Below are 19,266 nucleotides of genomic sequence, written 5' to 3'. Positions count from 1 at the left end.
ACAACGAATGTCAAGAACTCCACTGTGGACACAAAGAAGTACCGTGGTACCAACGTCCTCCCGAGAATGACGACCGCAGTACGATGAAACGGGACGGAATCCGGCCTAGCGTTCGGGCCATGACGAAACCTGATAGTCCACTGCGGACTTTCGCGGCGGCGGCCATGGCGCTGGCGACGGTGTTCGCCGTCGTCGCCTGCGGGTCGAAGGCCGACAACAGTGCGGCGCCCGCCGCAGCCGGTCCGCACAACGGGCACGCGGGCGGGCCCGCGGCTCCACCGCAGCCGCTGCGCGCCGGCGAGCGGTTCGTCGACCTGAAGATGGCCGAGGCCTACACGCCCGCGCCGCCGGAGGGCGGCGGCACGGACGAGTACCGGTGCCAGGTGGTCGATCCGGGCCTGACCAAGACGGCGTTCCTGACCGGAACCCAGGTCACGCCGGAGAACGTCGCCCTCGCGCACCACGCCATCGTGTACACGGTGCCGCCGGGCGGCGCTGCCGCGGTGCGCGAGCAGGACGCGAAGACCCCCGGCCCCGGCTGGGAGTGTTTCGGCGGGACCGGCGTAAAGGGCGCCGAAGTGGAAGAGGGGCAGGCGACGTGGGCGGACACCTGGGCGCCGGGCGCCACGGAGACGCTGTTCACCCAGGACGCCGGCTTCAAGCTGGAGCCGGGCAGCCTGGTCATCCTCCAGATGCACTACAACCTGCTCGCGACGGACGGCAAGCCGGGCGGGTCGGACCGCACGGCGGTGCGGCTGCGGCTGACGGACGGCACGCCGCAGACCCGGGAACTCGACACGTTGCCGCTCGACGCGCCGACCGACCTGCCCTGCCCCGCCGGCGAATCGGGTCCGCTCTGTGACCGGGCGGCCTCGATCGCGGACGTGACGAAGCGGTTCGGGCCGGAGGTCGGCGAAACCGCGGACCGGCAGGTGGCGGAATGCGGCCAGAGCGCGCCGAAGCCCGGCGACACCCAGACGTGCGACCACAAAGTGGCGGCGCCGATGACGCTGTTCGCCGGCTTCGGCCACATGCACCTGCTCGGGCGGGCCATCAAGGTCGAACTCAACCCCGGCACACCGAACGCCGAGGTCGTGCTGGACGTGCCGCAGTTCGACTTCGACAACCAGCGGCTGGTGAAGCTGCCGTCGCCGGTGGAGATCGGTCCGGGGGACGTGCTGCGGGTGACGTGCACGCACGACGCGGGGCTGCGCAAACGGCTGCCGCAGCTGAGCAAGCTGCCGCCGCGTTACGTGGTGTGGGGCGACGGCACCAGCGACGAGATGTGCGCGGGCATCATGACGGTCTCACCCCGCAAGTCCTGACGAAGCGCCGGACGTGTGTGAGCGCACCGAGGTCTGAGCTCACACACGTCCGCGCTGCTGCGACCTGAAAGGCGGATTCCCCTTGTCCCTCAACGCTTCTCCCGACGAAAGAACGGATCGCGCCGATGCGCCACCACGGACACCGATCTGGACGCTCCTGCCGCTGCGTGTCTTCCTCGGCGGCACATTCCTCTACGCGGGCCTCTCCAAGATCTTCGACACCCACTACCTGGACGACACCTCACCTCTCGGCGTCCACGCTCAGATGCTGCACTCCGCGGCCACCTCCCCGATCGGCCCGCTGGTGTCCTTCGCGGCCGAACACCCGACCGTCATCGGCCTGGTCATCGCCTTCGGCGAGATCGCTGCCGGGCTGGGTACCCTGCTCGGGCTGTTCACGCGGATCGCCGCACTCGGCGGGTTTCTCCTCGCGCTGAGCTTCTTCCTCACCGTCAGCTGGACGACCCGCCCGTACTACTTCGGCGCCGACATCGTCTTCGCAGCCGCCTGGACCCCGCTGCTGATCGCCGGCGACGCAGGCCTGTTCTCCACGACGGCCCACCTGCGCGCCGCGATACGTCGTCGCCACCCGCCGAACCACGCCCCGGACGACGCCGAGCGACGCATTCTGCTCCGGGGCGGCCTGATCACCGCGACCGCCGCTGCCGTCGGCGCCGGCGTCATCGCCCTTTCCCGTCGCACCACCACCAGACCAAAACCAAGCCAGGCAACAGAACCAAGAACGCACTCCCCGGCCGTGATCGCTGCGGTCTCCGCCGTCACCGTCGGTTCGTCGACGAGCTTCACCACACCGGACGGTTTCGCCGCCTACCTGGTGCGCCCCTCGACCGACAGCTTCATGGCCTTCCTCGCCGCCTGCACCCACCAAGGCTGCCCCGTCACGCCCGCAGGCGCCGGCTTCCGCTGCCCGTGCCACGGCTCCACGTTCGACGGCAACGGCCAGGTCACCGCCGGACCGGCGACGAAACCCCTGACCGAAGTGCCGGTGCAGGTCGTCGGCGGGCAGGTCGTCACCGCATGACCGGAAGCGCTACACCGGCAGGGCGAGTCTCAGGTCGTAGGCGAGGATGACGGCCTGGATCCGGTCCCGGGCGCCGATCTTGGCGAGGACCCGCCCGACGTGGGACTTCACCGTCGACTCCGACAGCGTGAACCGTTGCGCGATCTCGCCGTTGGTGAGGCCGTGGCCGATGGCGACGAAGATCTCGCGTTCGCGGCCGGTCAGGGCGTCCAGCCGGGGATCGTCCCGCACGGGCCCGCAGAGGTCATCGCCGAGCCGGTCGGCGAACGCGTCGAGCAGCCGCCGAGTCAGCGCCGGCGCGACCACCGCCTCCCCGGCGGCGACGGCCCGGATGCCGGCGAGCAGTACCTCCGGGCGGGTGTCCTCCAGCAGGAAACCGCTCGCCCCGGCCCGCAGCGCGGCGAGTGCGTACTGGTCCATGTCGAACGTCGTCAGCACCAGGATCCGCGACCGCCCACCGGCGGCGACGATGCGCCGGGCGGCCTCGATCCCGTCGGCGCCCGGCATGCGGATGCCCATCAGCACCACGTCGGGACGCAGCTCGGCGGCCCGCCGAACGGCCTCGGCGCCGTTCGCGGCCTCGCCGACGATCCCGGTGTCGGGGGAACTCTCCAGCAGCATGCGAAACCCGAAGCGCTGCAGCGGCTGCGGGTCCACCACGAGCACAGAGATCATGAACGGCTGCCTTTCAGGGGCGCGTAGACGGTCCAGCCCGCCGTCCGATGCGGGGCCGCCGAGACTCGCGTCGCCCGGCGATGCCAACTTCATACCGAGCGAACCTGAAACGACTGTTAAAGCGGCGCTCAGGCCGGTTGGCCGCGCCCGCCCGCGCTACTGCCTCGACAGCGCCCAGGGCATGAGCTTCTCGGCCAGTGCCCGGCTGAACGGCCGCACCAACGTCTGCAGTTCCAGGCACGCAGACTCGCCGACAGCAGCGTAAGGCCTCACGCTGTTCTCGTCGGTCGCCTTCTCGATCTCCGCTCGCCGCGCCGTGCCCTCGGGTGTGAACGTCGGGGCGGCGTCCTCAGTGAGCCAGCCACGCGCACGCAGGCCCTCGACAGCCGTCGTCCAGTCTGCTTCGGGCCATGCCCGGGAAGTGCGCAGGGTCTCGGCCGGGACCGCGCCGGATGCCGCGTGGGTGATCAGGGCTTCGATGCCGCTCAGGCCGGCCGTCAACAGGGCCGCCACGTGCGCGTCGCCGCGGTACTCGCGTAGCAGCGTCTGTGCGTGCCACAACGCCAAATGCGGCTCGTTGGGCCAGGGGACCGCCGTGTGGGCTGCGAACAGGGGGCGGCCGGTGACGTCATGTACCACCGCCTCGGCCGCTTCGCGAAGGAGCGAAGCTGCGCGGTTCATCTCGGGTGAAACGATCGCGTCGCCCAAAATTGCGCGCAATGCCCGGTCGGCCGCCGTGTATCGAGCCGTGAGGACCGTCGCCGGGTCGGTGGTGGACCACGCGCCGGCCATCGACTTCGTGACCAGGTCCGGGTTGAAGTTGTAGAAGGTCGCGACCACGACCGGCGCTGGGACCGCGCCGAGCGCTGCCGACCTTGAGGCGAAGTAGCCGGTGCGGCCGTGGATGCCCAGTTTTTCGTACTCGGCAACGGCTTCCGGGGCGAAGTAGATCATCCCGTGGTAAGGCTCGAGAATCCGCCAGGTCCGCCGCGCCGCTTCGATCACCGGGTCAACATACCATCCGGTCGGTACGGAGACGAGCGGGCAGGAACCGCCCGAACCGGGCTCGGCGGCGCCACAACAGGGTTGATCCGCGTGTCGGGCCGACCTACGCTTCAGCGTCGATGCCTGCCGAGGAGGACCGATGCGAGGCGCCAACCGTGGCCACCGGGTGATCATCTCCTGTGCCCTGTCCGCCGGTCTGCTGGCCGCGACGAGCCCGGCCGCGGAGGCCGCGCCGGCGTCGCAGTTCTCCCCCGGTGCGCCGGGCGCCGGAGACCCGTACTTCCCCGACATGGGCAACGGCGGCTACGACGTCAGCCACTACGACATCCGGCTGGCCTTCACCCCCGGAACCGGCGCGATCAACGCGACCACGACCGTTCTCGCCACGGCCACCCAGAACCTCTCCAGCTTCGACCTGGACTTCCAGGGACCGCTGACGATCAGCAGGCTCTCGGTGAACGGCCAGGACGCCGCCTTCACCCGCAGCGGCGCCCAGGAGCTGGTCATCACCCCGCCGTACGGCCTGCGGAAGGGCAGCCCGTTCGTCGTCTCGGTGACCTACGCCGGCGTCCCGCAGAAGATCGACGACCCCGCGCTCGGCCTCTCCGGCTGGGTCGCCACGAAGGACGGCGCCGTCGCGCTCAACCAGCCGATCGGCGCCGCGACCTACTACCCGGTCAACGACACCCCCGACGACAAGGCGACCTACACCCAGTCCATCACCGTGCCGTCCGGGCTCACCGTGCTGGCCAACGGCGAACCCGGGCCCACCACCACGCAGGGCGGCCAGACGACCTTCCGCTGGTCCATGAACCGGCCGATGGCCAGCGAGCTGAGCATGCTCGCGATCGGCGGCTACAACGTCACCCGCGGGGTGATGGCCGGCGGCCTGCCGAACATCACCGCCATCGGCAAGTCGATCGACACGAAACCCGGTCAGGGCAAGGTGTTCAACCAGACCACCGCCCAGGTCATCCAGTGGGAATCCTCGATGTACGGGCCGTACCCGTTCGACTCGGCCGGCGGCATCATCGCCGACGTCGGCGTCCACTACGCGCTCGAGACGCAGAGCCGGCCGGTCTACGACCAGCGGACCAGCGACGTCGACGGCGACCTACTCGCCCACGAACTCGGCCACCAGTGGTTCGGCGACAGCCTCACCCCGGTGCACTGGTCGGACATCTGGCTCAACGAGGGGTTCGCGACCTACTCGGAATGGCTCTACCAGGAGAAGTTCAACAACATCCCGGTGCAGCAGACCTTCGCGGACACCTACGCCGGCGAGGAGGACTGGAGCGGCCAGGTCGCCGACCCCGGCCGTGACCACATCTTCGACGACCTGGTCTACAACCGCGGCGCGATGACCCTGCAGGCCCTGCGGACGAAGATCGGCGACCGCGCCTTCTTCGCCGTGCTCAACCTGTGGCCGTCGACGCACCGGTACGGCAACGTCTCGACGCGGGAGTTCATCCAGTTCGTCGAGCGGCTGACCCACCGCGACCTCGGATCGTTCTTCCGGACCTGGCTCTACCAGCCGGGAAAGCCGGCCCTCTGACCGTCACTCCAGCGCGGCCGCCTTGCGCAGCAACACCGAACGCTCACGGTCGTTGCCGCACACCCGCGCCGCCGGCTCCAGCTCCGTGCGTGCCTCCCGCACCCGGCCGAGCCTGGTCAGCAGGTCTTCGATGAACCGGCGGCCCGCGACCATCATTTCGTCGAAGTCGCCATCACGGCCGCGTTCGACTGCTCCCGGCGCCGGTCCCCTCGGAACTGCTTGAACGAGCAACTAGATGCGAGTACTAGTGGCAGCAGGGCCGACACGGTCCGTTCACTCTTCAGGGGAGAAGCAATGCCACTTGGGTTCAGCCTTCCGGTCTTCGGCAAGGCGGCGGCCACGCCGGGCGGGATCGCGTACTACGCGCGCGAGGCGGAGCGGGCGGGGGCGACCGGGCTCTGGGTCGGCGACCGGCTGCTGTCGCCCGTCGCGCCGGTCGTGCCCTACCCGGGCTACGAGACCATGCCCGAGGAGTTCCACACCGCGCAGGACCCCTTCACGGCGTTGGCCATCGCCGCCGCCGTGACCGAGAAGGCGGTGCTCGGGTCCAGCACCATCAACGCGACCCAGTACCAGCCCGCGAACCTCGCGCGCCTGCTGACCAGCATCGACGTCGCGAGCAACGGCCGGCTCCTGCCCGGCTTCGGCATCGGCTGGTCGCCCGACGAGTACGACGCCGTCGGCGTGCCGATGGGCGAACGCGGCAAGCGGCTGGACGACCTGCTCGACCTCCTCGAGACCTGGTGGACCCGGGACCTCGTGGCGCATAAAGGCGTCGGGTACACGATCCCGGAATCCCACGTCGACCTGAAGCCGGTGCGGAAGCCGCCGGTCCACCTGGCCGGCTTCGGCGGGAAGGCGCTGCAGCGCGTCGCCCGGCGCGCGGACGGCTGGCTGCCCGCCTGGTCGATCCCCGAAGCCTTCCCGGCCGACGTGATCACCTCGACCTTGGCTCAGATTCGCGTCGAGGCCGAGCAGGCCGGGCGTGACCCGCAGGCGCTCGGCGTCGCGCTGCGGGTGAACGCCGCGCCCGGCACGGACCTGGAGACGATCGCCGAGTCCGTGACCAAGATCGTCGAACTGGTCGCTCCGGACCACACCTTCGTCGACCTGTCCTACCTGGCCGGCAGCGTGGAGGAACTGCTCGACCTGACCGGCCGCCTGCTGGCTCTGACGGCCCGGGGCTGACGGATTTCCGGATCGCACGGTTGAGATCCCGCGTCCGTGGGCACGTCACCGGAGACGGGTCCTGGATGCGGGCTCGTCCGGGGTAGGCGGCGGCTCGCCGTGGTGATCACCCTGCCGTCGGGGCGGCAGGCGCGAAGGTCACCGCGGCCGGCCGCCGCCATCTTCTTCCGGCCGCCCGGCGGCCATCGTGGCGAAAATGCGGGCGAGCGCCGCCAAATCCTCCGCCTCGAGCGCAGCCAACGCCGGCGGCGGTTCGGTCAGGATGCGCCGAGCCGCCGCCGCGGCCTGCAGACCTGCCTCCGTGAGGTGCACCAGCCGGCTGCGCCTGTCCCCCGGATGGGCTCGCCGCTCGGCCAAGCCGCGGCGCTCCAACAGGTCCACCGCCACCGTCGCCGCCGAGGGGTCCACCTCTGCTGCCTGGGCGATCTCGCGCAGGGTCATCGGGGCGCCGGCCAGTTTGATCAGCAGCTCCGCCTTGCCCACGCCCAGGTCCAGCTCCAGGCGCAGGGCGCGGAGGCGGTCCTGGCCGGTGACGAAGGCCAGCACCTGCGCCCAGACCTGCGCCGCCGGGGTCGGTTCGGGGTTCATCGGGACACGTCCATCGCTTGCTCGCTCAGCCGGGCGCCACTGTAGCGGGCCCGGCGGCCGGTCGAGAGCAGGCCGAGCAGCACCGTGGCCGCGCCGCAGCCGGCGAGCACCGTCCACGCCGTGGCGGGGGACGCGCCGGCCGCGACGAGCGAGCCGCACACCGCCACGCCGATCGCGCCGCCGGTCTGGCGGCAGGTCGACGCGATCGCCCCGGCCACCCCCGCCTGGTCGCGGGGCAGCCCGGCCAGCGCGGCGGTCGTCATCGGGGTCCCGGCCAGGCCGAACCCCGCGCCGAACAGCAGGTAGGCGAGGACGAGGCAGCCGGCTCCGGTCGACGGCCCGGACCCGGCGAGCAGGCCGGCGCCCGCCGCCAGCAGCAGCCCGGCGAGGACCAGGGGCAGCCGGGCGCCCCGGGCCGCCACGACGCGCCCGGACACCGTCGCGCACACCGCCCCCGCGGCGGCCATCGGGATCGTGAGCAGGCCGGCGTGCAGCGCGCTGTAGCCGCGGACTTCCTGCAGGTAGAGCGTGGTGAGGAAGAGGAACCCGCCCACGGCCGTCAGGACGAGCAGCGCGATGACCGCCGCGCCCGAGAACGCCCGGCTGCGGAAGACACCGACGTCCACCAGCGGCTCGGCGCGCCGCGACCCGGTCACCACCAGCCCGCCCACCGACACCGCCGCCAGCAGGAACAGCCCGATGATCAGCGGTGACGTCCAGCCGTGCCGCGGCCCTTCGATGACGGCGGCGGTCACCGGGCCGAGGAACGTGACGACGAGCAGCTGGCCGAGCGGGTCGAACCGCCGGGCGCGCGCCGCCCGCGACTCCGGGACGAACCGCTGCGCCAGGCCGATGGCCAGCAGGCCGATCGGCACGTTGACCCAGAAGATCGACCGCCAGCCCAGTCCGCTGACCAGCAGCCCGCCCAGCACCGGCCCGCAGGCCCCGCCCAGGCCCGCCACCGCACCCCAGGTGCCGACCGCGCGGGCGCGTTCCTTTGGGTCGGTGAAGGTGGTGGCGACGATCGACATCGCGACCGGGTTCAGCATCGCGCCGCCGACCGCCTGCAGCGCGCGGAACCCGATCAGCGCCCCGAGCGACGGCGCGAAGCCGCACAGCAGGGAGCCGAGCGAAAACAGCCCGAGCCCGGTCTGGAACACGCGGCGGCGGCCGAACCGGTCGGCCAGCGAACCCGCGAACAGCAGCAGGCAGGCGATGACCAGCACGTAGGCGTCGACCACCCACTGCAGGCCGCTGACCGGCGCGTTCAGCGACTGCCGGATCGAGGGCAGCGCCACGTTGGCGATCGTCGTGTCCAGCCCCGCCACGACGACGCTGAGGCAGCACGTCGCCAGCACGACGGCCCGCCCCCGCGTCTCCACAAAGTAATTGTTGCACAACAACTACTAGTGGCCGTCGTGGGGGATTACCTACCGCGATGACCGGTTTCCTGGTTGAAGTTTTGCCGGAGCGCGGCTACGCTCCCACCTACGCTGGGAGCGCTCCCACATGGATCACCAACGCTCGATCATCCGAGAATGGAGGCCCATCATGCGCATGCGCGGCATCTCCCGGTCCGGCACCGGACGGCGGAGCGTGATCGCACTGGTCATCGCCCTGCTCACGTGCCTGTTCGTCGGCGTCCCCGCCGCTTCGGCGCACGGCACCATCGTCAGTCCCCGCACCCGCGCCTACCAGTGCTGGCAGGACTGGGGCAACCAGCACACGAATCCGGCCATGCAGCAGCAGGATCCCATGTGCTACCAGGCTTTCCAGGCCAACGCCGACACCATGTGGAACTGGATGAGCGCGCTGCGGGACGGGCTGAAGGGCAACTTCCAGGGCGCCACCCCGGACGGCCAGCTCTGCAGCAACGCCCTGTCGCGCAACAACTCCCTGAACACCGCGGGTCCGTGGCGGACCAGCACCATCGGCGCGAACTTCTCGATGCACCTGTACGACCAGGCCAGCCACGGCGCCGACTACTTCCGGGTCTACGTCAGCAAGAACGGGTTCGACCCCACCACCCAGCGCCTCGGCTGGGGCAACCTCGACTTCATCACGCAGACCGGCCGGTACGCCCCGGCCAAGGACATCACGTTCGACGTCAAGACCTCGGGCTACACCGGACACCACGTCGTCTTCACGATCTGGCAGGCCTCGCACCAGGACCAGACGTACATGTGGTGCAGCGACGTCGTTTTCAGCTGACGATCAAGGGTGGTGCTGTTCCGGCGACCCCGGAACAGCACCACCTTTTCGCCGGTTTTGTCCGCCGGTGCGACGACATTCGCATGTTTTACCCCGCGCTCGCGCGTGAAACCTGCTTCCGGAGCCGAACCGTAAAGGGAGCGAAGGATGCGCGCTTTGACCGTTGTGCCGGGACAGCGGGATTCCCTGCGAGTCGACACGGTGCCGGATCCCCGGCCGGAGCCGGGCGAACTGCTCGTGCAGGGGCTCGCGCTGGGCGTGTGCGGCACGGACAAGGAGATCGCCCGCGGCGAGTACGGCTGGGCGCCGCCCGGCCGGGATCGCCTGGTGCTCGGGCACGAATCCCTCGGCCGGGTGCTCGAACCGGCCGGGGACTTCGCCGAGGGCGACCTCGTCGTCGGCGTCGTCCGGCGGCCCGACCCGGTGCCGTGCGGCGCGTGCGCGGCCGGCGAGTTCGACATGTGCCGCAACGGCCGCTACACCGAGCGCGGCATCAAGGAGATCGACGGCTACGGCAGTGAACTGTGGACCGTCGACGCGGACTACGCGGTGCGCCTCGACCCCCGCCTGCGAGACGTCGGCGTACTGCTGGAACCCACCACGGTCGTCGCGAAGGCGTGGGAGCAGATCCAGCGCGTCGGCGAGCGCGCCTGGTTCGAGCCGAAGCGGGTGCTGGTGACCGGCGCGGGCCCGATCGGCCTGCTCGGCGCGCTGCTGGGCGTCCAGCGCGGGCTCGACGTCCACGTCCTCGACCGCGTCACCGACGGCCCCAAACCCCGGCTGGCCGAGCAGCTCGGCGCGACCTACCACCACGATCCGGTCGAGAAGGTGCTGAGCGCTCTCGAGCCGGACGTCGTCCTCGAGGCCACCGGCGTCGGCTCGCTGGTGTTCGACGCGATGGCGGGCACCGGCTCCTACGGCATCGTCTGCCTCACCGGCGTCTCCCCGGCCGGCCGGACCCTGACCGTCGACGCCGGGACCGTCAACCGCGAGCTCGTCCTGGAAAACGACGTCGTCATCGGCTCGGTCAACGCCAACCTGCGCCACTACCGGGCCGCGGCCGACGCGCTCGGCCGGGCCGACCTCGATCGGCTGGCCGGGCTCATCACCCGGCGGGTCCCGCTGGAGCAGGCCGCCGACGCCTTCGACGCGCCCGGCGACGACGTCAAGGTCGTCCTCGACCTGGCCGGCGAGAACTGACCGCCATGACCCGCCCGATCGAGGACTACGCCCTGCTGGGCGACCTGCACACGGCCGCGCTGCTGTCCCGCGACGGCGCGATCGACTGGCTGTGCCTGCCCCGCTTCGACTCGCCCGCCTGTTTCGCCGCCCTCCTGCACGACGAGCGGGCCGGGACCTGGCGGCTCGCGCCCGCGTCCGGCGGCCCCGCCACCCGGCGCTCCTACCGCGGTGACTCGCTGATCATGTCGAGCGAGTGGGACACCCCCGACGGCACGGTCCGCGTGCTGGACTTCATGCCGCCGCGCGGCGAGGCCGCCGACGTCGTCCGGATCGTCGAAGGCGTGTCCGGCCGGGTCCCGATGCGGATGCTGCTGCGGCTGCGGTTCGACTACGGCTCGGTCACCCCGTGGGTCCGGCGCGAGGACGACGACCTCGTCGCGGTGGCCGGCCCCGACGCGATCCGCGTCCGCACACCGGTCCCGCTGCACGGCGAGAACCTGGCCACCCACGCCGAATTCACCGTCGCCGCCGGGGATCGCGTCCCGTTCGTGCTGACGCACGGCGCGTCGTACCGGCCGCGGCCGAAGCGCGCCGACGCCGAGACCGCGCTGGCCGACACCGAACGGTTCTGGGCGGACTGGATCGGCCGCTGCCGGTACACCGGGCAGTGGCAGCCCGCGGTGCGGCGCGCCCTGATCATTCTCAAGGCCCTCACCTACGCCCCGACCGGCGGCATCCTCGCCGCCGCGACGACGTCCCTGCCCGAGCAGCTCGGCGGGGAACGCAACTGGGACTACCGCTACTGCTGGCTGCGCGACGCGACCTTCACCCTGCAGGCCCTGATCGGCACCGGCTACCACGACGAGGCCCGCGCCTGGCGCGAATGGCTCGTCCGCGCGGCCGCCGGCGACCCCGCCGAGCTGCGGATCATGTACGGCCTCGACGGCGCCCGGCGGCTACCGGAGTCCACTTTGGACTGGCTGGCGGGCTACGAGGGTTCGAAGCCGGTCCGGGTCGGCAACGCCGCGGCGGACCAGTTCCAGCTCGACGTCTGGGGCGAGGTCCTCGACGGCCTGCACCTGGTCCGCGAGGCCGGGCTGCCGACGTTCCACCCGGCGTGGGACCTGCAGCGCGGCCTGCTCGACTTCCTCGAAGGCCAGTGGGACCAGCCGGACAACAGCCTGTGGGAGGTCCGCGGCCCGCGGCGGCACTTCGTCCACTCCAAGGTGATGGCCTGGGCGGGCGTCGACCGCGCGGTGCACACCGTGCGGGACCACGGCCTCGACGGCCCGGTCGAGCGCTGGCGCGCGCTGCGGGAAAAGATCCACCAGGACGTCTGCACCCACGGCTACGACGCCGAGCGCAACACCTTCACCCAGTTCTACGGCTCCCGCGGCCTGGACGCGGCCCTGCTGCTCATCCCCCGCGTCGGGTTCCTGCCCGCCGACGACCCCCGCGTCCGCGGAACCGTCGACGCCGTCCGCGCGGAGCTGGCCCACGGCGGGTTCGTCCGGCGCTACGACGCCGACGCCGACGGCGGTGTCGACGGGCTGCCGGGCGGCGAAGGCAGCTTCCTGGCGTGCAGCTTCTGGCTCGCCGACGCCCTGAACGCGACCGGGCGCACCGCGGAAGCGCGCGGGCTGTTCGAGCAGCTGCTGGGGCTGCGCAACGACGTCGGGCTGCTGTCGGAGGAGTACGACACCGAAGCGCGCCGCCAGGTCGGGAACACCCCGCAGGCGTTCAGCATGGTCGGGCTGGTCAACACCGCCCGGGCCCTGTCGGGGTCCGACACCGGTACGAACGCCCCCGGGCGGCACCAGCGGGCCGGCTAGCCCGTTTCGGTCTTCCCGAAGGCGCGCAGGAACGTCTCGACGATGACGTCCGCGGCCTGCGCGTCGCCGAGTTCCGGCAGGTCCTTTGTGGACAGGTGGACCAGCTGCCCCAGCACGCTGCCGGGCCAGCGTTCGGGCAGGCCCGGCCGCAGGAAACCCTCGTCCGTCGCCCGCTGCAGGAAGCGGTCCACCTCTTCGATCGCGCGCCGGCGGCGGGCCCAGATCTGCGGGTCCGTGCGCATCCGGCTCACCTCGGTCGGCCAGGTGCGGTTGACCCCCACGATCCCCTCGACGTACCGGTGCAGGGCCACCGGTACCGGCGCTTCGCGGAGCCGTGCGGCCTCGATCGCCGCCTCGATCGCGGCCAGCCGGGCCTGGTACACCGCCGTCAGGAGCTCTTCGCGGCCCGCGAACCGCCGGTAGACCGTGCGGCGGTCCACGCCGGCCTCCGCGGCGATCGCCGCGATGCTCGTGGCGGGGTCGTCGGCGAGCATGCGGGCGCCCGTCGTCAGCAGCAGTTCGAGGTTGCGCGCGGCGTCGGCTCTCACCTCTCCGAGGATACCGCAACCGCCACAGTCGTGAGGCAAGTGCTACGCTGATGTGACACATAGGAGGTACGCCGTGATCACCCACCACCAGCTCTTCATCGGCGGCACGTGGACCACCCCGAGCAGCGCCGAGCTGCTGGACATCCGTTCGCCGCACGACGGTTCCGTCATCGGCCGCGCCGCGCAGGCGCTGCCCGCCGACGTCGACCGGGCCGTCGCGGCCGCCCGGCGGGCGTTCGACGAAGGGCCGTGGCCGCACACCCCGCCCGCGGACCGCATCGCGGTGCTCCGGCAGCTCGCCGGCCTGCGCGAGAAGCGCGCGGACGAGATCGCGGCGCTGATCACCGCCGAGAACGGGTCGGCACTGTGGTTCACCAAAGCCGGCCAGCCCGGCCTGACCCGGCAGGCCAACGCGTTCCTGAAGGCGGCCGCGGAGTTCGACTGGGAGACGACGCTCGAGCCGTCGGACCCCGCCGCGCCCTTCCGGTCGGTCGTGCGCCGGGCGGCGATCGGCGTGGTCGCCGCCGTCATCCCGTGGAACTCGCCGTTCTCCTCGGCGCTCGCCAAGATCATCCCGGCGCTGCTGGCCGGCAACACCGTGGTCCTCAAGGTCTCCCCCGAGAACACGCTCAGCATGAACCTCCTCGCGGACCTGCTGGCCGAGACCGGGCTGCCCGAGGGCGTCGTCAGTGTGCTGCCCGCCGACCGCGAGACCAGCGAGTACCTGGTCAGGCACCCGGACGTCGACAAGGTCGCGTTCACCGGGTCCACCCGCGCTGGGCGCCGCATCGCCTCGCTGGCCGGGGAGCAGCTCAAGCGCGTCAGCCTCGAACTGGGCGGCAAGTCGGCCGCGATCATCCTCCCCGACGCCGACGTCGACGCGGCCGTTCAAGGCGTGAAGTTCGGTTCCCTGCTCAACAACGGCGAATCGTGCATCGCGCAGACGCGCATCCTCGCGCCGCGCAGCCGGTACGAAGAGGTCGTGGCCGGGCTGAAGGACCTGATCGAATCCCTGCCGGTCGGTGACCCCGCCGCCGACGGGACCTTCATCGGCCCGATGGTCCGCCGAGACCAGCAGCAGCGCGTCCTCGACTACATCCGGCTCGGCGTCGAAGAGGGCGCGCGGCTGGTCACCGGCGGCCCGGAGGTCCCGGCCGGGCTGGAGCGGGGCAACTACGTCACGCCGACGCTGTTCGCCGACGTCGGCAACTCCATGCGCATCGCGCGGGAGGAGATCTTCGGCCCGGTCCTGGTCGTCATCGCCTACGACGACGAGGACGACGCGGTCCGCATCGCCAACGACTCCGAGTACGGCCTGTCCGGCGGCGTGTGGTCGGCCGACCCCGGGCACGCGCTGGCGGTCGCCCGCCGGGTGCGGACGGGCACGGTCACCGTCAACGGTGCCCCGATCGGCTTCGACGGCCCGTTCGGCGGCTTCAAGGCCAGTGGCCTCGGCCGCGAGTACGGCGCCACCGGGATCGGCACGTACACCGAGTACCAGACGATCACCGTGCCCGGCGCGGCTCACCCGGCCGCGGCGGCGAACATCCCGGCCTCGTAGGAACCGCCCTTCTGGTGCAGGATCACGGCGAGCCGGTTGGCCGCGTTGATCAGGGCGACCAGCGCGACCAGGGCCGCCACCTGCTCGTCGTCGTAGTGCTCGCGCACCCGGGCCCAGGTCTCGTCGGACACGCCTTCCGCGGCGTCGGCCATCCGGGTGCCCTCCTCGGCCAGCGCGAGCGCGGCCCGTTCGGCCTCGGTGAAGACGGTCGCCTCCCGCCAAGCGGCAACGAGGGCGAGCCGCACGGCGCTCTCCCCGGCCGCGGCGGCTTCCTTGGCGTGCATGTCGAGGCACCAGCCACACCCGTTGATCTGGCTGGCCCGCAGGTTCACGAGCTCCTGCGTCCGCTTCGGCAGCGGCGAGCGTTCGATGACCTGCCCGAGTCCGGCGAACCGCTTGAGCAGCCGGGCGCCGGTCTCGGTGGTGAACAGGTCGATGCGGGGTTCCATGGCTTCGTCCTCCTGGGTCGTGGGGTGCAACGACCTCAAGACACCGGTGGGCCGGAGGGTGTGACACGGATGTATCAGCGGTCCCGCTGTCCGGCTCAGGTGCGGCGAAGGTGCTACGAATCGAGGAAGGAACCGTCATGTCCGCAACGAATTCCCGCCGCAGAGGTCTGCGCAGGTTCGCTCTGGCCGCCGTGGTCTCGCTTTCGCTCACCGCCGTCACCTCCGGGGTCGCGCACGCCTCCCTGTGGCAGGTGCAGGACGGGTTCGAGGTCAACCCGCAGTCCTCGTGGCTGGTCGCGACCGGGGGATCCGCCTCCGCCGGGTTCGACGTCGGGGCCGGGACCGCCCGGTCGGGGCGGAACAACGGGTGGCTCTTCGCCTCCAACGGCTGGGCCTTCGAGGGGTACTGGGTCGTGACGAGCTCCGTGCCGGGCAATGCCCAATGCGCATCGCAGTTCTACATGCAGACCGCCGGCGGGGCGCAGGTCGGGATCGAGATCTGGGACGCCAACGGGCACCTGCTCGCCAGCACCTACCCCTGGCTCAACGGCAGCGGCGCCTACCAGGTGGTCAACACCGCGTTGTGGAAGCTCAACAGCGTCAACCCGGTGTTCGTCAAGGCGATCGTCGGGGCGAACGGGTCGTCCCGGTTCATCAGGATCGACGACATGACCACGCAGTGCTACTGGTGACCGCGCGGTACCATCACCGTCGATGAGCTGGGCGGGGTGGAAGGTGCGGTTGCGGGAGGTCCGCCCGGCGGACCACCGCGCCCTGATCGGGTTCGACCGCGACTCCGACGCGCGGGCCGGCGGTTACCGCCACTGGGCGACGCACCGGGTCGCCGGCGACTCCGGCGACGACTTCCACTTCGCCATCGAGACGCTGCACAACCGGACGCTGGTCGGGTCGATCTGGATCCAGGCCGACCCGGCCACCGGCCGGTTCAGCTACGGCGTCGGGATCGGCCCGCAGTACCGCCGCTGCGGGTACGCCGCCGACGCCCTCACCATCCTGCTCGGGGTCATGTTCGAGCTGCGCCGCTACCGCAAGTGCGAGGTCAGCATCAACGGCGCGAACTTCGCCTCGCTCGCGCTGCACGGCGAACTCGGCTTCCGCGAGGAGGGCCGGCCGCGGGACACCGAACTGCGCCACGGCGAGATCCGCTACCCGGTGCTGATGGGCCTGACCGCGGACCGGTTCGCCGAGCACCGCCCGGTGGTCGCCGCCGCCCGCGGCCCGGTGCGGCCCTCGCGGGGACGTCACTGGCGCACACCGCGCCGGGGCCGCCACTGGCGCGCCGAACACCTGGCCCGCTGAAAGCACCGGGAGGCCCCCGACGGGAGCCTCCCGGCACCGGCTCAGCCGTCCGATTCCGCGGACGGGATGAAGGCCCCCGGCACCTGCTCCGGGGCGTACACCTGGTTCTCACCCGGGTAGGGCAGCTGCCAGCCGTGCGTCTGGTACCACGTGAAGTGGTTCATCTGCGCCGGGTTGGCGTAGTCGGCGACGGCGTCCGGGCCGGTCAGGCGCTGGTGCGTCGTCCACTCCTGCCACTGCGCCGCCACGTGCTGCTTGTCCGCGGGCACCGCCGAAGACGGCACCGGCGCGGCGGCCGGGTTCGCCGCCGCCGGGACGTCCGGCCCGCAGGACGGCTGGGTCGCGAGGCCGGCCGTCAGCGACGTCCGGTTCGGCAGCGCGGTGAACGGCGTCAGGTCCGGCCGCTGCTGGAACGCCGCGCTCATCGGCGTCGCCGCGCTGTCCTTCTGGTTCATCGGCTTGACGCCGAGGATCTGCTCGATCGTCCGGATCATCGTGATCTGCGAGTAGTAGTGGCTGTCGACGACGCCGTGCCGGGCGTACGGGCTGATGATCTGCACCGGCGCGCGGTGGCCGTCGACGTGGTCCAGGCCGGCCTGCGAGTCGTCCTCGACGACGAAGATCGCCGAGTCCTTCCAGTACGGGCTGTGCGAGATCTCGTCGACGATCCGGCCGACCGCGAGGTCGTTGTCGGCGACCTGGGCGGCCGCGTTCGGCGGGCCGCCGGTGTGGTCGCTGGACAGCCAGAACATGTTCAGGTTCGCCGGCCCGTGCTTCTCGAAGTCGTCCTTCCAGATCTGGTAGCGGTAGACGTCCGGCACCGAGGTGTCGAACTTCGGGAAACCGGGCACCGACACGTCGTTCAGCGACGGGATCGGCGACGACGACACCAGCGGGTAGGCCGTCGGCTCCCCGGTGTTCGCCATGTTCTTGGCGTCGCAGTACAGGTTCTGCCAGCTGGCCCCGGCCGGCTTGGTCAGGAACTGCTGGAACTCGCCGAAGTCGCGCACCGACTTCCCGGCCGCCTGCGCGCCGGTCCAGAGGAACCCGGTGCTCTGGTGGCCGAGCGCGTCGTCCTCGGTGTCGTAGCTGCGCAGGTACTCCCCCGCCGACGACTCGGTGTACTCGGGGTTGTCGGCCTGCATCAGCCAGTTGTGCCCCTCGGCGGAGTTCGTGCCGATGTCGTAGGTGTTGTCGTACAACCCGAACTGGCGCTCCAGCGCGTGCTGGTTCGGCGTCACGTTCTCGCCGAACTGCGTCACCGCCGGATCGCCGTTGCCGCGCGAGTCGTCGCCGAAGACCTGGTCGTAGGTCCGGTTCTCCTTGACCAGCAGGAAGACGTGCTTGATCGTCGACGGGTCGCCGAGGCGCGCCGGAACCGGCACCGGGCTGCGGTGGCCGTTGTCGTGGGCCACCTGGACCGAACCCGGTGTCCAGCCGTTCTGCCAGAACACCTTGGCCGTGTACGCGCGGGTCACCAGGTCGTTCGGGAGCCGGAACTTCTGCAGGCTCGACGTCGTGTCGTGCGTGCCGTGCCCGGCCGCGGTGGTCGGGCGGCGGGCGTCGATCCCGCGGGTGTTGGAGACGAGGATGTCCGGCCCGACGGTGGCGATCGCCGTCGGGAAGTAGTCCGTCGGCAGCAGGCCCACGTAGCTCACCGGCTCCTGCGCCCGGTGGTAGCGGTAGACGGCGACCGCGTTGGCGCGCCCGAGCGTCACCAGCAGGTGCCCGTCGGCGGTGAGGGTGACGCCGTCCGGCTCGTAGCCGACGCTCGCCTCCGGCCACGGCTGCGTCGCGATGGTCTGGACGACCTGGTCGCGGGAGGTGTCGATGACCGAGACGGTGTTGCTCGCGGTGTTGGTGACGAACAGCGCGCCGCCCTTGGCGTACACCGCGGTCGGGTGCAGCCCGACGTCGATGCTCACCGGCGCGGCGGCCGGCTTCGCCAGGTCGATGACGCTGACCGTGCCGCTGGTCGTGGCGCCGGTGAAGCGGCTGGCCGGCACCTGGGTGTTGTAGGAGTTCAGCGTCGGCTCGCCGGGGCGCGCCGGGCGGCCGCCTTCGTTGCTGACGTACAGCTTGCCGCCGACGCGGACCAGGTCGCGCGGGGCGTTGCCGACGGCCCAGCTCTGCTTGATCGCGCCGGTCGCCGCGTCGAGGGCGACGACCCGGTTCTGGCCGTTGACCGCGGAGTACACAGTGGCCCCGTCGGGCGAGAACACCGCCTGTGCCACCAGCGCGTGCTTCGCGCCGTCAGCCGGGATCTTGACGGACACCGGAGCCGCGACCGTGCCGTCCGGGTTCACCGTGAACTTCGTGTAGCCGTCGGTCTGCGCCAGCCACAACGACTTCCCGTCCGGCGAGTACGACGGGCCTTCCTGGCCGACGTCGTTGCCGGCGATGCGCAGGTTCGCCGTCGCGGAGTTGCCGACGAGCTGCTGTACTTGCCAGGTCTTCAGGTCGACGACGGTGAGCGCGATCCCGCCGTCGGTGGTCAGCGCGGCGAGGTGGCTGCCGTCCGGGCTGACCGAGGAGGCCATGATCTTGCCGTTGTTCACGACCAGCCGGGTGCCGATCGGGTCGAGGTACTGGTCGGCGGCGACGACCTGGCCCTGGCCGGTGACCTGGCCGACCTGGTCGTCTCCGAACTGCCACGTCGAGGCGACACCGGTGCCGGTGCCGGTGGCGACGAGCACGAGCGTGACGGACCCGGCCGTCGCGAAGCGGAACCGGCGGCCGGACCCGCCCTTCCTGGTATGCCTTCTGCGGCGGGTTACCTGCATCG

18 protein-coding genes are annotated in these 19,266 nt (G+C 71.4%); 10 read left to right on the top strand and 8 right to left on the bottom strand.

Going from position 1 to position 19,266, the window contains the following annotated elements:
• Positions 1-119 precede the first annotated feature (119 nt).
• Both ABZW17_RS28200 and ABZW17_RS28195 read left to right on the top strand, forming a co-directional pair.
• Positions 120-1,325: a hypothetical protein gene (locus tag ABZW17_RS28200; RefSeq protein ID WP_354820564.1), complete on the top strand. Its 1,206-nt coding sequence runs from the start codon at positions 120-122 to the stop codon at positions 1,323-1,325.
• 82 nt (positions 1,326-1,407) lie between these two features.
• On the top strand, positions 1,408-2,367 hold the full coding sequence (locus ABZW17_RS28195) for a Rieske 2Fe-2S domain-containing protein (RefSeq protein ID WP_354820561.1): 960 nt from the start codon (positions 1,408-1,410) through the stop codon (positions 2,365-2,367).
• A 9-nt stretch (positions 2,368-2,376) separates the two neighbouring features.
• On the opposite strand, the gene ABZW17_RS28190 is transcribed toward ABZW17_RS28195, so the two are convergent.
• Both ABZW17_RS28190 and ABZW17_RS28185 read right to left on the bottom strand, forming a co-directional pair.
• A complete protein-coding gene (locus ABZW17_RS28190; RefSeq protein ID WP_354820558.1) occupies positions 2,377-3,042 on the bottom strand; it encodes a response regulator transcription factor in 666 nt (221 codons plus the stop codon).
• 156 nt (positions 3,043-3,198) lie between these two features.
• Positions 3,199-4,047 (bottom strand): hypothetical protein, encoded by an 849-nt coding sequence (locus tag ABZW17_RS28185; protein ID WP_354820555.1) that lies wholly within the window; start codon positions 4,045-4,047, stop codon positions 3,199-3,201.
• Positions 4,048-4,186: 139 nt separating this feature from the next.
• Here ABZW17_RS28185 and ABZW17_RS28180 point away from each other — a divergent pair, with 139 nt between their 5' ends.
• Positions 4,187-5,602, top strand: a complete 1,416-nt coding sequence (locus ABZW17_RS28180; protein WP_354820552.1) for a M1 family metallopeptidase — start codon at positions 4,187-4,189, stop codon at positions 5,600-5,602.
• A 3-nt stretch (positions 5,603-5,605) separates the two neighbouring features.
• Here ABZW17_RS28180 and ABZW17_RS28175 read toward each other — a convergent pair whose 3' ends face one another.
• Positions 5,606-5,758: a hypothetical protein gene (locus tag ABZW17_RS28175; protein ID WP_354820549.1), complete on the bottom strand. Its 153-nt coding sequence runs from the start codon at positions 5,756-5,758 to the stop codon at positions 5,606-5,608.
• Positions 5,759-5,896: 138 nt separating this feature from the next.
• Between ABZW17_RS28175 and ABZW17_RS28170 the strand changes: the two genes are divergently transcribed.
• The gene (locus tag ABZW17_RS28170) at positions 5,897-6,790 is read left to right on the top strand and encodes a TIGR03619 family F420-dependent LLM class oxidoreductase (protein WP_354820546.1); all 894 of its coding nucleotides are present in this window, start codon (positions 5,897-5,899) and stop codon (positions 6,788-6,790) included.
• A 138-nt stretch (positions 6,791-6,928) separates the two neighbouring features.
• Here ABZW17_RS28170 and ABZW17_RS28165 read toward each other — a convergent pair whose 3' ends face one another.
• Complete coding sequence (locus tag ABZW17_RS28165) at positions 6,929-7,378, bottom strand: MarR family transcriptional regulator (RefSeq protein ID WP_354820543.1); 450 nt, start codon at positions 7,376-7,378, stop codon at positions 6,929-6,931.
• Positions 7,375-8,760, bottom strand: coding sequence for a DHA2 family efflux MFS transporter permease subunit (locus tag ABZW17_RS28160; RefSeq protein WP_354820540.1), 1,386 nt, complete (start codon positions 8,758-8,760; stop codon positions 7,375-7,377). The genes ABZW17_RS28165 and ABZW17_RS28160 overlap by 4 nt, the downstream gene beginning before the upstream one ends.
• A 169-nt stretch (positions 8,761-8,929) precedes the next feature.
• Here ABZW17_RS28160 and ABZW17_RS28155 point away from each other — a divergent pair, with 169 nt between their 5' ends.
• The 3 genes from ABZW17_RS28155 to ABZW17_RS28145 all read left to right on the top strand — a co-directional run bounded on the left by ABZW17_RS28155 (position 8,930) and on the right by ABZW17_RS28145 (position 12,603).
• On the top strand, positions 8,930-9,589 hold the full coding sequence (locus tag ABZW17_RS28155; RefSeq protein ID WP_354820537.1) for a lytic polysaccharide monooxygenase: 660 nt from the start codon (positions 8,930-8,932) through the stop codon (positions 9,587-9,589).
• A gap of 147 nt (positions 9,590-9,736) precedes the next feature.
• Complete coding sequence (locus ABZW17_RS28150) at positions 9,737-10,789, top strand: glucose 1-dehydrogenase (protein WP_354820534.1); 1,053 nt, start codon at positions 9,737-9,739, stop codon at positions 10,787-10,789.
• A gap of 5 nt (positions 10,790-10,794) precedes the next feature.
• A complete protein-coding gene (locus tag ABZW17_RS28145; protein WP_354820531.1) occupies positions 10,795-12,603 on the top strand; it encodes a glycoside hydrolase family 15 protein in 1,809 nt (602 codons plus the stop codon).
• Here the strand turns inward: ABZW17_RS28145 and ABZW17_RS28140 are convergent.
• Complete coding sequence (locus ABZW17_RS28140; protein WP_354820528.1) at positions 12,600-13,151, bottom strand: helix-turn-helix domain-containing protein; 552 nt, start codon at positions 13,149-13,151, stop codon at positions 12,600-12,602. The genes ABZW17_RS28145 and ABZW17_RS28140 overlap by 4 nt on opposite strands.
• 73 nt (positions 13,152-13,224) lie before the next feature.
• Here ABZW17_RS28140 and ABZW17_RS28135 point away from each other — a divergent pair, with 73 nt between their 5' ends.
• On the top strand, positions 13,225-14,712 hold the full coding sequence (locus ABZW17_RS28135) for an aldehyde dehydrogenase (RefSeq protein WP_354820525.1): 1,488 nt from the start codon (positions 13,225-13,227) through the stop codon (positions 14,710-14,712).
• Here the strand turns inward: ABZW17_RS28135 and ABZW17_RS28130 are convergent.
• Entirely contained in the window at positions 14,676-15,161 is a 486-nt protein-coding gene (locus ABZW17_RS28130; RefSeq protein ID WP_354820522.1) for a carboxymuconolactone decarboxylase family protein, read from the bottom strand. The genes ABZW17_RS28135 and ABZW17_RS28130 overlap by 37 nt on opposite strands.
• Before the next feature lie 137 nt (positions 15,162-15,298).
• On the opposite strand from ABZW17_RS28130, the gene ABZW17_RS28125 reads away from it, so the two are divergent.
• Together ABZW17_RS28125 and ABZW17_RS28120 are read left to right on the top strand one after the other, a co-directional pair.
• Positions 15,299-15,853: a hypothetical protein gene (locus tag ABZW17_RS28125; RefSeq protein ID WP_354820519.1), complete on the top strand. Its 555-nt coding sequence runs from the start codon at positions 15,299-15,301 to the stop codon at positions 15,851-15,853.
• Positions 15,854-15,875: 22 nt separating this feature from the next.
• Positions 15,876-16,481: a GNAT family N-acetyltransferase gene (locus ABZW17_RS28120; protein WP_354820516.1), complete on the top strand. Its 606-nt coding sequence runs from the start codon at positions 15,876-15,878 to the stop codon at positions 16,479-16,481.
• A 41-nt stretch (positions 16,482-16,522) separates the two neighbouring features.
• Here ABZW17_RS28120 and ABZW17_RS28115 read toward each other — a convergent pair whose 3' ends face one another.
• Positions 16,523-19,264 (bottom strand): bifunctional YncE family protein/alkaline phosphatase family protein, encoded by a 2,742-nt coding sequence (locus ABZW17_RS28115; RefSeq protein ID WP_354820513.1) that lies wholly within the window; start codon positions 19,262-19,264, stop codon positions 16,523-16,525.
• Between the last annotated feature and the right edge of the window lie 2 nt (positions 19,265-19,266).

This window comes from Amycolatopsis sp. NPDC004625 (assembly GCF_040609695.1).
In the GTDB taxonomy this organism is placed as follows: domain Bacteria; phylum Actinomycetota; class Actinomycetes; order Mycobacteriales; family Pseudonocardiaceae; genus Amycolatopsis.
Note: the sequence above shows the minus strand (reverse complement) of the source record. Positions and strands in the feature narration are given on the sequence as shown.